11 protein-coding genes, 1 tRNA gene and 2 pseudogenes are annotated in these 13464 nt (G+C 46.1%); 4 read left to right on the forward strand and 10 right to left on the reverse strand.

The features are described 5' to 3' along the window. Positions 1–23 precede the first annotated feature (23 nt). The gene (locus tag L5L91_RS16010; RefSeq protein WP_105250960.1) at positions 24–416 is read right to left on the reverse strand and encodes a DUF1090 domain-containing protein; all 393 of its coding nucleotides are present in this window, start codon (positions 414–416) and stop codon (positions 24–26) included. A 215-nt stretch (positions 417–631) separates the two neighbouring features. Between L5L91_RS16010 and L5L91_RS16015 the strand changes: the two genes are divergently transcribed. After that, the gene (locus L5L91_RS16015) at positions 632–1261 is read left to right on the forward strand and encodes a DUF3157 family protein (protein WP_105250959.1); all 630 of its coding nucleotides are present in this window, start codon (positions 632–634) and stop codon (positions 1259–1261) included. A gap of 138 nt (positions 1262–1399) precedes the next feature. After that, positions 1400–2395 carry a DUF481 domain-containing protein gene (locus L5L91_RS16020; protein WP_105250958.1) on the forward strand — a complete coding sequence of 332 codons (996 nt, stop codon included), beginning with the start codon at positions 1400–1402 and terminating at the stop codon, positions 2393–2395. On the opposite strand, the pseudogene L5L91_RS16025 reads toward L5L91_RS16020, so the two are convergent. The 4 genes and pseudogenes from L5L91_RS16025 to L5L91_RS16040 all read right to left on the reverse strand — a co-directional run. Continuing rightward, positions 2378–2599, reverse strand: a pseudogene (locus tag L5L91_RS16025) (VOC family protein); the annotation flags it as partial. The gene L5L91_RS16020 and the pseudogene L5L91_RS16025 overlap by 18 nt on opposite strands. A 96-nt stretch (positions 2600–2695) precedes the next feature. Continuing rightward, entirely contained in the window at positions 2696–3994 is a 1299-nt protein-coding gene (locus L5L91_RS16030) for a M23 family metallopeptidase (protein WP_263164086.1), read from the reverse strand. A gap of 484 nt (positions 3995–4478) precedes the next feature. Next, the gene (locus tag L5L91_RS16035) at positions 4479–4901 is read right to left on the reverse strand and encodes a VOC family protein (protein WP_263164088.1); all 423 of its coding nucleotides are present in this window, start codon (positions 4899–4901) and stop codon (positions 4479–4481) included. A gap of 18 nt (positions 4902–4919) precedes the next feature. Further along, a complete protein-coding gene (locus tag L5L91_RS16040; protein ID WP_263164089.1) occupies positions 4920–5558 on the reverse strand; it encodes an MliC family protein in 639 nt (212 codons plus the stop codon). A 451-nt stretch (positions 5559–6009) separates the two neighbouring features. Between L5L91_RS16040 and L5L91_RS16045 the strand changes: the two genes are divergently transcribed. After that, complete coding sequence (locus tag L5L91_RS16045) at positions 6010–7338, forward strand: M48 family metallopeptidase (RefSeq protein ID WP_113941250.1); 1329 nt, start codon at positions 6010–6012, stop codon at positions 7336–7338. A gap of 128 nt (positions 7339–7466) precedes the next feature. Here the strand turns inward: L5L91_RS16045 and yedF are convergent, their stop codons facing one another. From yedF to fdhD, 3 genes are all read right to left on the reverse strand, one after another. Beyond that, on the reverse strand, positions 7467–7700 hold the full coding sequence (yedF, locus tag L5L91_RS16050) for a sulfurtransferase-like selenium metabolism protein YedF (protein ID WP_107946196.1): 234 nt from the start codon (positions 7698–7700) through the stop codon (positions 7467–7469). Then, positions 7700–8914, reverse strand: a complete 1215-nt coding sequence (yedE, locus tag L5L91_RS16055; RefSeq protein ID WP_263164090.1) for a selenium metabolism membrane protein YedE/FdhT — start codon at positions 8912–8914, stop codon at positions 7700–7702. The genes yedF and yedE overlap by 1 nt, the downstream gene beginning before the upstream one ends. Before the next feature lie 110 nt (positions 8915–9024). After that, positions 9025–9861: a formate dehydrogenase accessory sulfurtransferase FdhD gene (gene fdhD, locus L5L91_RS16060; RefSeq protein ID WP_263237107.1), complete on the reverse strand. Its 837-nt coding sequence runs from the start codon at positions 9859–9861 to the stop codon at positions 9025–9027. A gap of 141 nt (positions 9862–10002) precedes the next feature. Here fdhD and L5L91_RS16065 point away from each other — a divergent pair. Continuing rightward, a tRNA-Sec gene (locus L5L91_RS16065) sits at positions 10003–10097 on the forward strand. 69 nt (positions 10098–10166) lie between these two features. Here the strand turns inward: L5L91_RS16065 and selB are convergent. Both selB and selA read right to left on the reverse strand, forming a co-directional pair. Beyond that, positions 10167–12014, reverse strand: a pseudogene (selB, locus tag L5L91_RS22740) (selenocysteine-specific translation elongation factor); the annotation flags it as partial. Further along, positions 12011–13432 (reverse strand): L-seryl-tRNA(Sec) selenium transferase, encoded by a 1422-nt coding sequence (gene selA, locus L5L91_RS16075; protein WP_263237111.1) that lies wholly within the window; start codon positions 13430–13432, stop codon positions 12011–12013. The gene selA and the pseudogene selB, both read right to left, overlap by 4 nt. Positions 13433–13464 lie beyond the last annotated feature (32 nt).

The raw sequence follows: 13464 nt of genomic DNA on the forward strand, positions 1-13464 counted from the left end.
CCTAGCGATTGGGCTTGAGCTATTTATTGCGTTAGCTCGGCTCGCGCCTTAGCAAGATCAGCCTCGACTTCGGCGACTTTATTGCGTTTCTTGTTGATTTTATCCATAGAACGACCTTCTTCTATGGCTTTGGCCAATTCGTTTTGGCGCTCGGTGAGTTTTTCCTCTAAAGCCTCAACTTTAGCGACTCGCTCGGCGTATAAGCTATCATCGTCGCAATGGGTTGAAACTTCGTCATAGGCCTTTTCAAGTCCCGCGACTTTATGCTTATTACCTGCCGCTTTTGCTTGGGCAAGTTCGGCACTAATGGCATCTAATTTCGCCGCGCAACCCACTTTCGGTGCTTCAGCAGCCAAAGTGACAGTGCTAAATGCCAATCCAATCACTAAGCCATAAATTCCATGTTTCATCTGCATCTTAATCTCCTGTTACTTTATTCATTGAGCATACCGCTCATGTACACCTATCTAATAGTGCCACAGTCAGCTAGCTCAATCTGTACTAGCGTTAAAATCTCGCCATTAATCCACTTTATTCATCAAAACACGACTTAGACAGTGACTAACATGCGGCAAATTGTTTATGTTAGGGCAGAATATTGACTCAGACGGATATCGGAGCCAGAAAATTAATGCACACTTCATTACGCCTTAGCGCACTTAGCTCATTGTTATTGCTAACATCATCGGTTATGGCGGCCGACGTAGCCAATATCACCCTAGAAAATGGCGCCCAAGTCAGACTCAAAGACGACTTTACCTGGGAATACGTGATCACTGAAACCAAAGCAGCGCCCAATGCCTTAGCCACTGCAGCCGTAGCAAGTGCATCGAGCAATATTGCCAGTGTCCCAAGTGCCGCAGTTACCACTCAAACTGTTGCTGCGCCAGTCACCACCTTGACCGCCACTGCGATTACCCAACCTGAGCTATTAGGCTCAACGGCAAAAGATGGGATCAAAGTCAGCTTTGCTGAAGGTCAATGGAAAGGCGACAAACTCGGACTCAGCTTCGATCTCGCCAGCACCAGCAATGAACACGTTACCTTAGTTGAAGTTGAAGCTAGCTTCTTCGCCGATAATGGTACTTTGCTCAAAACCGAAAAACTCGAAGTGTGGGAAGCCATTTTCCGCATGCCTGAGACCTATCTACGCAAAGGCGAACAGCGTAAAAGCAGCGTCATTTGGGTCGAAGGCATAGATAAATCCCAATGGCAGAAGCAGCTCATTAACCTCAAAATAACCGAAATTAACTCACGCTAACAGGCAAAGAAGTAAGGGATTGCGAACCCGTTTTCAATCCCTTATCAACACTTTTATCAAATGTTATTGCTTTGTAGAGCCTGTGTTCGAGTAGAATGACAACACTTACTCTCCCTTTATTTTGAGCCCACGAGCAAGATGCATAATCTGATATCCAATCCAGCATTGTACCTTGTTGCTACGCTCTGTAGTGTCAGCCCCTTGTGTTATGCCGACACAGTTTTTTTGCTCAATGGCGATAAAATTAGCGGTGAAATTAAAGAGTTTAACGATCAAAATCTCATCATCAACACCAGTTATACCCCTAAAATTACCATTCAACGCAGTGCTATTCTCAGCCTCGAAGTCACAGATACTAGACCTTGGAGTGTCAGTCGTTCCATACAGGACATAAGTATTCAAGCCTCTAATGAACATGGCATGGTATTAATTAATAACCAGCACACTCCCGTGAGTGAGTTGAGATTCTCGCAGCACTATGCAAACTCAGATTGGAATTTTAACGGTAGTGTAGAAACCACACTTGATGTCACCAAAAACAAGAAAAATAGTCAGAAGCTACATATCAAAGGCGATATCACAGCGGAAACCTTGCAATGGCGACATAATATCAAGACCGAAGTGCGCTACGAAACCGAAGATGACGTGACTAAGCGCAACACCCTCGAAGGACATTATTCATTAGACTATCTGCTCAATGAGCATTGGCTGTTACGTCAGGAAGATTTTTATGAAGAAGATAAACTCGGCATCGATAGCCATAGTTATTATGCGGGGCTCGGTCCTGGTTATCGCTTTTGGGGTGCTGGGCGCGATAAATTAGACTTCGTCGTAACCTACAACCATTTTTGGCTTGAACAACAGTCCTTTAAACTAGAACTAAATGCTTGGGCGGCCTCACTTAACTATAAACAATATTGGTTTGGTGGCATTTTAGAGTCCTATGCCGATCTGCAAATTGCCTTCCCAGATATGCCTTCGATTGATTACATCTCAAACTCGACAGTAGGACTTAAATATCTGCTAACTCAGCGGATTTATTTGTCATTTAAATATGACTTCAACGACACTAAAACAGTGATAGGCAATACGAGAGATACCAGCTACACCTTAGGATTAGGGGTTAACTTCTAATCCTGGCTCCCGATACGCTAACCTGTGAGCCATAGGATGTTCATCATTCAATTGCAGTAAATCCCATAAGTTACCGTAGAGATCTTTAAACACAGCGACTGTGCCATAGTCTTGTTCTTGCGGCTCGCGCGCAAACTCCACGCCATCGGCGACCATACGTTGACAATCCCGCCAAAAACCACCGGTATTCAAGAATTTAAACAGGGATATCCAAACAATTTGAGGATTCAGCTAGCTTAGCGAGCAACGGTTTTCCTCGCATTATATCAGCCCCTCGATTGAGGGGCTTTCTATCATTGATTAGAGACTTCCAGCATTATACAGCGGCGCCCAAGCGCACATTGTACGATTGTTACTTACATCAAACAGATTGAAACGACTACAGTTATTGTCATAGTTATAACTACCAATGTTGATTCTATATTGTCCAAAATGTACATCTTGCAACGACACATGGCGGCCATCCTTTAATAAAGAAAAATGCAAATGTGGCCCAGTTGAACTCCCACCTTCACACAAGGCTGCATTTTTATTATTTGCATAAATGCCCATCACGGTATTCTGGTTTACATATTGACCATTACGCACTGTAATTTGATCCATATGATAATAGTTAGTCGCCCAACCGTTAGCATTTGTCACCCGTACTTGGCAGCGAGACAACACATTGACAGTCCCATCATGTGCGGAAGCAACCGAATAAGTCGGACTCCCCCATTGTGGCCAATCGTAGGATACATCGATTGATGATAGCGGATAGCCAGACCCAGTATGCGAATGAGCACCATTGGATTGCCATGAATATCCCTGTCGCCAAGGCATTTGCAGCATGTTACTGGGTGGCAGACTACTCGCGGTAATATTCGCCAATGGGACGACTTGTTGCATCGACTGAATTGAATCAGCTACAAGCGGATTTTTAGCAACTGAACTCATTAACAACTCACGGTCAGTATTGCCAAATAATAATCTAAACTGCTCAATGAATGGGTCCAATCCCAAAGCGTGCTCACCCGTCATAACGGCATCTTGCTGTTGCTCTATCCTACGACCGTTTAACAAAGCCAATAATGCGAAACTCGATGCGTTAACTGCGTAGGTACTTGGCGGGTATAGGCCTTTTAATTGAGACTCTTCATAGGCATAAAAACGTTGTGATAGCTGAGCCAATACATCTTGGAGTTGTTCCTCAAAACCCTGTTTATCCGATAATGTTCCCAAAGGTCGGTTAAGCGCTTCAGCTGTCGGAGACGAAATTAACTGAGATTGCATTTCCATCAAAGTCAGTATGACTTTGGGGTTAATACTATAATATCCAGCCCAATGCGTAATCGCCTCTTCTTTATCGATTAAATCAGGAACATTGACGTAAATAAAGTCAGCTAAATCAAACTGCGATGCATCTACGCCATATAAAAACATCAGATTATTAAATGGCAGTAACACACTAGGCATATCTACCATTTTCATTTCTTCTGCATCAATATGATACTGACTGGTTGGCATATCAGATGCGAACGATGGTAACGCTATTATCGCGGAGACACTTAACGCGCGGCCTATCCATAATGCCGTGCAACGTATTTTAAAAAAATTCATACTTATCAGATTCCTTTAGTAAGTCACTCAGATTAAATATTATTTTCAAATGCCAGCTTGCTTTAGACGTAATGATATTCACGACTAAATTTTTATAGCTAGAGAACATTAAAGAAGCTAAGTGACAATAATCGCCTATGCAAATAAGTGACGTATAAAACTGTCAACAAAAACTGACGCTCATTAATTTAAATGTGAGTTAAATACTAAAGTACGAAAAAAGTGAATGGGTAATTATAAAAACCAAAGAATAATTTATTCGATAGATATTTAATTTTGAATAAAAACATAATGGCATTGGCCGATCCATTATAAAATCTATCCGTTCCACAAGAATAAATTGAAATTTACAGTGAATTCCCAATAAAAATGATCAATAACTGAGAATTTTAAACGAACTTAACAGAGGTCAAACACAAAGAGTATTCCCAGTGTTTGACCCCATTAAATAGCTTGCGCGGTAATTCATACGAAATACTGAATCTTAACTCATTCGCTTAGCCATGACATGATTCGGGTTCAATTGCAGTAAATCCCATAAGTTACCGTAGAGATCTTTAAACACAGCGACTGTGCCATAGTCTTGTTCTTGCGGCTCGCGCGCAAACTCCACGCCATCGGCGACCATACGGCGATAATCACGCCAAAAGTCATTGGTATTTAAAAATAAAAACACCCGACCACCCGCCTGATTACCGATAAAATCGAACTGCTCAGGTTTAGACGCCCGCGCTAACAAGATAGAAGCGCCCTTAGAACCCGGTGGGGCAACAACGACCCAGCGCTTATCTTGCTCGGCTTGATAAGTGTCTTCGACTAATTCGAATTTTAATTTATTCACATAAAAATCAATCGCCTCGTCGTAATCTCTTACGACTAAGGCGATATGCACTAGAGCTTGTTTCATGGCGACCTTAAATCAATCCTATTTGGTCACCAGTTTACAGGTCATTTCTGGTGCTTCGTAGCCCCAAACCACTTTCGCTTCGCCTTGATGTTCCCAAAGACTTTCATTACGACCTTGATACTTAGCGCCGCTGCCGCTGGGTTGCACAAACATTAATGAAGTACTATCACCATGTTCAGCAATCAGGGTGGCAGGTTCGGTTTTAAAATAAGTCACGACCACTTCGTTAGCAGGATTGCCGTCACAGGCATAAAACACTGGGCCGGTCATTTCTACTAAACGATATTGTGCCTGCAGTTCGGCAATGCGGGTTTGATAGCTAGATTCAATACACGCGTGCTTATCGTCGCTCTTCCAGCATTCATTACGGCCTTTCACCCAACCACGTTGCATCGCCTTTAAAGTAGGAGGTTGTTCATTCTTCGCTTTTTCAAGCGCTTGGCTATAGACCTTAGCTAACTGATTATCAAGTTGGTTCAGCCCTGCATCCTTACAGACCATGTCTTCAATGCTGCCAGCATTCACTTTCGTGCAGTCAAAAGAAGGTGCATTAGCCGCCATTACTCCCGCACTTAACGCGCTAACCATCACGCCTGCGGCACAGTACCATTTGAAACCCAATCGATTACTTATCATCTTATTTGTTAACTTAGCCATCTCAATTCCTTTGTATTTCTGTGGTTTGTTTCAACGCTTGCCATAGCTAACCCTATATAGGCTTAACCGAGCCTGACTCAAAGCACTCTGCCTTGAAGAACCATGCCTTAAAGTGCACTCATAGTGATGTGATTTACTTTTATCTCGGTTCTAACTTAAGACTTAACCCTCAGCCGATATGCTGCGAAAACACCTAATTCTAGTGCGCTGCGAGGAAAATGCCCAGAGACTAAGAGCCACTTACCAATCTGTGTCCGCCTGCATAATCGGACTCTTTAGCGCTAAAAAACCACAAAATCCTGGCGAAATTGACTTACTCCAATTTGTGCATAGCTGATTAAACTAATGACAAAACGGTTAATTTTTTGCTTTGCACGCGATAGTGGTTGAATTTTCGAGTAAAATTGACTATTTTCACGCCGTTTGTCTCTTCACAAGGAAAAGGATCAACATGGAACAAGTTATTACCGCAGGGAACGAGAATCCCATTCAAATGACAGATATTGTCTATTCGAAGGAAAAATCGCTGTTCACTCTGTTAGCTATTATTTCTGGGATCGTCTGGGCGGCATTGATCATAGGCACTTTTGGCATGGCGCTGCTCTATGTGTTGATGTTTTTTATTATTTATCTCTTTAGCCACTCCGCCTTTATCAGCTACTTAAAAGGCACGGCTGTCGAAATCAATGCAGAGCAATTTCCTGAATTACATAAACAATATTTAGCGTGTTGCGAACGTTTAGAAATGCGCGAGCCACCACGCGCTTACTTATTGGCAGCTGATGGCATGTTAAACGCACTGGCGACACGCTTCCTCGGTCGCAACTATATAGTGCTATTTTCATCGATTGTGGATGCGCTTGAGTCAGATAAAGATGCGCTCAACTTCTATATCGGTCACGAGTTAGGCCATATTCGCCGCAATCATATAGGTAAAGCGCCCTTCTTAGTCTTCGCCACTTGGTTACCTTTAGTGGGTGCGGCTTATTCTCGCGCCTGTGAATATACCTGCGATCTCCACGGATTACGTTGCTGCAACAGCTTACGTTCAGCCACAAATGCCGTTGCTGTGTTAGCCGCTGGTGTCGAGCAATGGAAACGTATGAATGTGGATCAATATATCCGCCAAGCCAGTGAGTCGAGTGGTTTTTGGATGTCGCTGCACGAGCTTAATGGCAGCTATCCTTGGTTGACCAAGCGCATGGCGAGAGTCCAAGCCAAAGCACAAGGAGTGGAATATGCACCGCCATCACGCAGTGCATGGGCCTATGTACTCAGCTTCTTTATGCCACGTTTAGGCACAGCAGGCGGTGGATTGATAATCTTCGCTGCGATTATTGGTATTGCTGCAGCAGTCGCGTTGCCAGCGTATAAGGACTATCAAGAGAAGATGGGTGCCGCCACGAGTTATGAGGCGCCAACCACGACCGAAGCCACACCAGCAGCATTGAATGTACCCGATGCGGCACTGGCCATTGCCAGTATCGACCAGCAACATCAAGCACTGGCACCGATCACTGACATCTTAGTCGGTTACTATCAAACCAACAAAGCTTGGCCAACCGAATTGGATGTGCTTGGACTCACGGACGAGCAGATTGCGACATTTAATCTGTACACAGATGGCATAGTCGGTTTTATAGGAAGCGAAGCACTCGGGGATTATCAAGGCTATGAAGTCTATCTATCGCCTCAAGTTGATGAGCAAAATAATATCACTTGGGTTTGCAGCAGCAACGGTATTCCGGATGAATATCTGCCAGTAGATTGCCAAGGCTAATCCTGAATTTGCCCAATTAGCTGAAAGAAACTTTTACTGAGGAAGCTAATTGTATTTCCTGAGGAAATAGTAAAAAGCACAAACATAAGTTTGTGCTTTTTTGTTTTCATAATCGCGAAAGTCAGTGATTAACGCTGGATCAGATAACGAATAGTCGGACCATTCTGCTCAATTTCCAGCACTTTATAACCATGATTTTTAGCATCGAGGGGAATGTTGTTAATAGACTGCGGGCAGTCACTAATCACCTCGAGAATTTCACCGGGCTTTAACTTTGGCATAGCCTCAAGAGTAGCCACTGCGGGATAAGGGCAAGGTTCACCCACCATATCGAGTTGATAATCTGGAATATATTGAGCCATTACGCCGCCTCCGCTAGCAATTGTTCATCACGCTTCGCCTTGCGAGCAAAGAAACGTTTTTCCCACAGCAACATAGCGCCAAAGGAGAGCCCCAGCAGCACATAGGTCAGCAATAATCCGCCTTTATCGCCAAAGCTGGTCAGTAAATTAACTTTGTCCCAGTTCGTTGCTAATGGCTGAGCGATATCATCCCAGTAATACGCCAGTAAGGTTGAACCCAACACGTTACCTAAGCCCACCCACCAGAAATGCACTTGGCCTTCGACTGCACGATACATCCAACCCGTTTCACAACCACCAGCCAGTACAATACCAAAACCAAACAGTAAGCCGCCGATCACCGCATTAGGGCCAGCCCACATGATCTTAGGTGGCACACCCAGTTGCACATAGCTGTAAATACCTATCGCACTGACCGCCATGCCTAAGATAATCGCCTTCGCCATGTGAGTACGACCAGTGATCCACATATCGCGGAACGCTGAGGTAAAGCAGATTTGGGCCCGTTCGATTAATAAACCAAAACCAACACCACAGAGCATAGCAATGCCGAGTTTTGGCGCATTGAACATAGTCAATAACCCCCAACCGACGATGCCTACAAACACCAACATACCGATACGGAAACGACGTCTAGCTTGGTTTTCGTCCTGCTTGATTGAAGTCGCTTTATTTACCTTTTTCAGTTTTATCGGAATACGGAACATCGGCAGCAAGGTAAATCTTGCACCAAAGTAAGAGCCTGCCGCAGTCGCCAAAGCAAAGAACCAAGCATGTAAAGAGAACTGCGGAATACCCGTGAAGAAGGCGGCAAGGTTACAACCCATAGCTAAACGGGCACCAAAGCCAGCAATAATGCCGCCGATCAGTGCCTGAGCAATACGGATACGGCTCTGTGGCATACGCAGTTTGACGTTATTGGCCCAAAGCGCAGCAGCAATACAACCACCAAACATACCGATAATCATCATGCCGTCGATACGATCTAGAGGAGAGCCCTGCAGACCTATCACTTTGAAATAACCCCAAGTTTCTGGATCTGCACCTAAAAACTGCAGTAAATGACCACCCCAACGAGTGAATTCCCCAGTAACAGCCCAGAAGGTTCCGGTCAAACCAAAATAGTAAGTAGAAAGGATACCTGCAGCGATAACCGCTGGCATAGGCGCCCAAAAACGGACCAAATATTCTTGTTTAAATTGTTGCCATGTCATGTCATTACCCTAATGAACGAGACTATAAAAAATAAGCGCAATGCGCTTATAACCTGTGTGCCAGAATGATTGAAGTCGTTCGACAACCTCAATCTCAAGTGGCCTCACGCTTAAATGGCTTTAGCTAAGCTAGCGCAGTGCTGTCCCAACAGTCGATAACCGTGGGTGTAGAGCGTTGCCCTGCCATTGCGGCAAAAACCGATAAGCGTGATATTGCTTTTCTCTGCTAATTCCAACGCCAGTGAAGTCACGGCGGACATAGCAAACAGAATTTGGATATTGGCACTAGCGGCCTTTTGCACCATCTCAAAACTCGCGCGACTGGTGAGCAATACGGCCACTGGACGTTCCACATTGTGAGCGGAAAAGGCGCCAATTAGCTTGTCTAGTGCGATATGCCTGCCTATATCCTCATAGGCGGCGATGATCTGTCCTTGATGGTTAAGCCCCATGGCCGCATGAGTGGCGCCCGTCAGCTTAAAATGTTGTTGATTATCTTGAATTTGCCCAAGTGCGACCTGTAAGTGTTCGATATTGAATCTGGCATCTGAGTCCACCCGCATCACAGGCTTGACGGCCTCTTCGAGCTGGGCAACACCGCACAATCCACAACCTGTGCGCCCCGCCATATTGCGCCTTTGTTGCTTGAGTTCCATAAAGCATCGTTGGTTGATTTCCACTTGGATCAACACGCCTTCACTGGTGAACTCGAGCTCCACCCCTTTGATATCATTGATATGGGAAACGATACGTTCAGATAACGTAAAACCAATAGCGAAGGCTTCTAAATCTTGAGGGCTCGCCAACATCACGGTAAGCGCTATGCCGTTATAGACCAGTGCAACCCGCACTTCATTAGCTAAGTAGTCAGTCAGCTCAGATGCGTGCCCATGTTCTAACAAGATCACGTTTCTTTCTGTCACCACTTCATGTGAATGATATTCCATAGCGCCCCTTTAAAACTATAAAACCAAATAAAAACAATTAGTTTGATGACAATTTAAGACTTGTATCACAAACCCATAAACTAAATAAGAATCGCCTTGAATCATCCTTACGCATTTTCTACTATCCCTAAGTCTTCTATTGGAAGAACGTCGTCTCCGGTGAGGCGTCCGGATTTCAAATCCGGGTAGGGCTGCCAGCAGTCCTGGGTAGGTTCGACTCCTATGTTCTTCCGCCAATTCTCATGGGAAAAAAACAACTCGGCATCCCGAACTTCTCGGCTATTACTGCGATACTTCCTACGGGTAAAACCACTTCTGTCAAAGAACTCAAGCAGTTGAATACTCACCTTACGTCCGAGCCCAACCATGTCTTTAAATTCTGCCGTTTCGAGCTTGCCGTGTTCTGCAATATGAGTACGCACTAAACTGGCGTAGTAACAGATTTGTTCGCTGAGTAAATACCTATCTTTCACCACTGCAGTAATAAACCCCTGTTGCACCAACTGGAAACACAGCAGCCTTAATTTGGCAGGTTCTAGCGCAAGGTATTCGCCCATTTCGGTGACCCATACAGGAGCGGTTTGCTGTGCAAGCCAAGGCGCAAGCGCCTGCCAACAATGCTGAGCCTCAGCATCTAGCACTATTTTGTGTTCAGCGAGCTGCAACAAGGCACCACGCAGCACCATGCGACCTTCTTGGCAAAGCGTGTCGAGCACTTTATTGGCTAATTCGGGCGGCAAAGCGCTATGGCTCATGCGCTGCAGACGATTACGCCCAAGCCCGAGTTGATCGGGATGCTGTTGATGGAACTCGCTAAGTAAAGTAATAAACTGTTGTTTTTCTTGCTCAAGTAAACTTGTCGCTACAGCAAATGCCCCAAAACGGACTAAACCCGCTTGGGCTAATAGCATTGCCAGCCCTTCGTCGGTTAATTGCCAACGCCACGCGATTTCATCAAGCTCTAGCGCCTGAGTTTGGCCGAGTAAAGCCACCACATGGGCAGGATTATCTAAGCGTGCTAATTGTTCTAACCCAGCCACTCGTTCGGGGGTGCGTTTTTTACGATTGGGTACTTTCAGTGCCAATACTCGCCCTGCACCTAAAGTCTGTTTACCCCCAATGTGTCGCAGGACAATTCGGTCGTCCTGGCATAGAAGTAGCGGCTTTTCGAGTACCAACTCCGCCAGACAGAAGCCTTCTTCATCAGCTTCATTTAACAGGGAAACTCGACCTAAAGTATGATCGGCGCCATGGTGACAGTGGACATTTTGCCAATGCACCAATGGCTCACTGCCTAAAAAATCGAAGGCTCGAATGTGCACTACAGGTCGGCTACAGAGCTCGGCTTGAGGCAAGCTGCTGAGCCAATCGCCACGCTCTGGCTCCCTATGGTTACCGACACCCGTTAAATTGAGTGCTACGCGTGTACCCGTGACAGCCCTTTGGGCTTCTTGTCCCTGACAATGTATGCCTCGCACTCTGAGTCTGGCCTTTTGCCCTGAGCTAAAAAGACTATCACCCACGCATACGCTGCCGCTGATCACTGTGCCAGTCACGACACAACCCGCACCTTTCACACTAAAGGCGCGATCGAGCGTCATCCTAAAACTGCAGGCATCCTCCGCCCGCTTTGACTCTTGCTCACCTAAATCAAGAATATGCGCCTTCAGCGCCGCCACGCCATTGGATGCTAAGTCGGCAGTACCATTCGCCGACACTTCAAAAACACCACTGGCCTCAATGCCATACTCGGCCAACAAAGTGAGTCCATCGGCGACAAGCTGTGCCGCCGTGCCACTATCAACTAAATCCCGCTTAGTTAGCACTAAGGTCAAACTGTGCAAAGGTAATAGCGCAAGAATTTGCAGATGCTCACGGGTTTGCGGCATTACGCCATCGTCACAGGCCATCACCAACAGGGCATGCCGAGCATGACTCACGCCCACCAGCATGTTGTTGATAAATTTTTCGTGGCCGGGCACATCAATAAAAGCAAGCCGCGAACCATCCCTAAGCGGCATAAACGCATAGCCAAGATCGATCGTCATACCGCGGCGTTTTTCCTCCGGCAAACGATCGGTATTCATCCCAGTCAAAGCACGAATAAGCGTACTCTTGCCATGATCGACATGACCCGCAGTCACAATGATCACAACTGCACACCTAAAGTGCTCAACTCGGCGAGGAGTTCGGCTTCACTATCAAGACCGCGCAGATCTAACCTGAGTTGGTCCTGACTCATGCGACCTATGATAGGACGTGCCGCCTGCTTAAAATGTTGCTCTAATAGGCTTAAACTGCCGCCATTGAGTGCAGTAAAACACAGCGCCACTGAGGGTAAAAAAGTATCGGGCTGCGAGCCACTGCCGACCTGTGTTTGGCACTCGACTAACTCAATGCGATAACAAGGTTCAAAGTGTGGAACCAAAGCTTGCTGTAAGCGACGACCAATCTGCCATAACGTCTCTTGGCTACGGGCAAATTTCGCCATAATAGGCAGCTCAATATCTAAGGTTTCAGGATTAAGATAGTGGATCAATGTCGCTTCTAACGCCGCCAAAATCAGCTTATCGCAACGCAGGGCGCGCTTTAGTGGATGACTCTGTAACTTCTTAATCAGCGACTGTTTGCCAACGATCAAACCAGACTGAGGGCCACCCAATAATTTGTCGCCGGAAAAACTGACTAGATCGACTCCATCGGCTAGCATGGCTTGGGGCGTAGGTTCTTGTTTTAGGCCAAAGCGGCGCAGATCCGTCAGTGATCCACTACCAAGATCCGAAATGAGTGATATGCCACGCTCGCGGCATAACTGACCCAACCTTGCTTCCTCCACTGCGGCAGTAAAACCACTAATATGATAATTACTGGTGTGGACCTTCATTATCGCAGCGGTATTTTCAGTAATGGCCTGCTCATAATCCTTAAGGTGAGTCCGATTGGTGCTGCCGACCTCGACTAAGGTGCAGCCCGCTTGGCGCATAATGTCAGGGATGCGAAACGCGCCGCCAATTTCCACCAACTCACCACGGGAGACTATGACTTCTTTCCCCGCAGCCACCGCTGACAGCATCAACAGCACAGCAGCGGCATTGTTATTCACGACACAACAAGCCTCGGCACCCGTTAAGCGCTGGATTAAAGCACTGATCGCATTATCCCTGTGACCACGTTCACCAGCCGCAAGCTCAAACTCCAGCGGTGTGGGGTAGCGCATAACAGAAGTCACGGCTCGAATTGCCGCTTCTGACTGCTGCGCTCGGCCAAGGTTGGTATGCAATATGGTGCCAGTGAGATTCCACACGGGTTTTAAGCTGTGGCTGTAATCGTTAGACAGTTGATCAACCAAACATCTGTGCAATTGCGCAAGCTCGCCACACCATGTCGGCAAACAGTGCTCGCGGCCGATTAAGCTGCGCGCCGCCTTTAACTGGGTATCCAGTGCGGACTTTACTGCCGCTTTGCCGTAGGACTGCTGCAATACCACAAAACTAGGCTCTGCAAGTAGGCTATCCATTGAAGGCAAAGCTCGGTACAGAACTTGTAGTGTTTCAGGTGCTTGGGTCATCATCTGTGTCATTTTGTTTATATTATTGCCAATTG

Origin of the sequence: Shewanella sp. SM55 (genome assembly GCF_025654025.1) — a bacterium.
Classification (GTDB): domain Bacteria; phylum Pseudomonadota; class Gammaproteobacteria; order Enterobacterales; family Shewanellaceae; genus Shewanella; species Shewanella oncorhynchi.

Excerpts from the sequence above, each read along its gene's own strand:
- L5L91_RS16010 (WP_105250960.1), bottom strand. The coding sequence starts at position 416 with ATGCAGATGAAACATGGAATTTATGGCTTAGTGATTGGATTGGCATTT.
- selA (WP_263237111.1), bottom strand. The coding sequence starts at position 13,432 with ATGATGACCCAAGCACCTGAAACACTACAAGTTCTGTACCGAGCTTTG.
- L5L91_RS16030 (WP_263164086.1), bottom strand. The coding sequence starts at position 3,994 with ATGAATTTTTTTAAAATACGTTGCACGGCATTATGGATAGGCCGCGCG.
- L5L91_RS16045 (WP_113941250.1), top strand. The coding sequence starts at position 6,010 with ATGGAACAAGTTATTACCGCAGGGAACGAGAATCCCATTCAAATGACA.
- L5L91_RS16015 (WP_105250959.1), top strand. The coding sequence starts at position 632 with ATGCACACTTCATTACGCCTTAGCGCACTTAGCTCATTGTTATTGCTA.
- fdhD (WP_263237107.1), bottom strand. The coding sequence starts at position 9,861 with ATGGAATATCATTCACATGAAGTGGTGACAGAAAGAAACGTGATCTTG.
- yedE (WP_263164090.1), bottom strand. The coding sequence starts at position 8,914 with ATGACATGGCAACAATTTAAACAAGAATATTTGGTCCGTTTTTGGGCG.
- L5L91_RS16020 (WP_105250958.1), top strand. The coding sequence starts at position 1,400 with ATGCATAATCTGATATCCAATCCAGCATTGTACCTTGTTGCTACGCTC.
- L5L91_RS16040 (WP_263164089.1), bottom strand. The coding sequence starts at position 5,558 with ATGGCTAAGTTAACAAATAAGATGATAAGTAATCGATTGGGTTTCAAA.
- yedF (WP_107946196.1), bottom strand. The coding sequence starts at position 7,700 with ATGGCTCAATATATTCCAGATTATCAACTCGATATGGTGGGTGAACCT.
- L5L91_RS16035 (WP_263164088.1), bottom strand. The coding sequence starts at position 4,901 with ATGAAACAAGCTCTAGTGCATATCGCCTTAGTCGTAAGAGATTACGAC.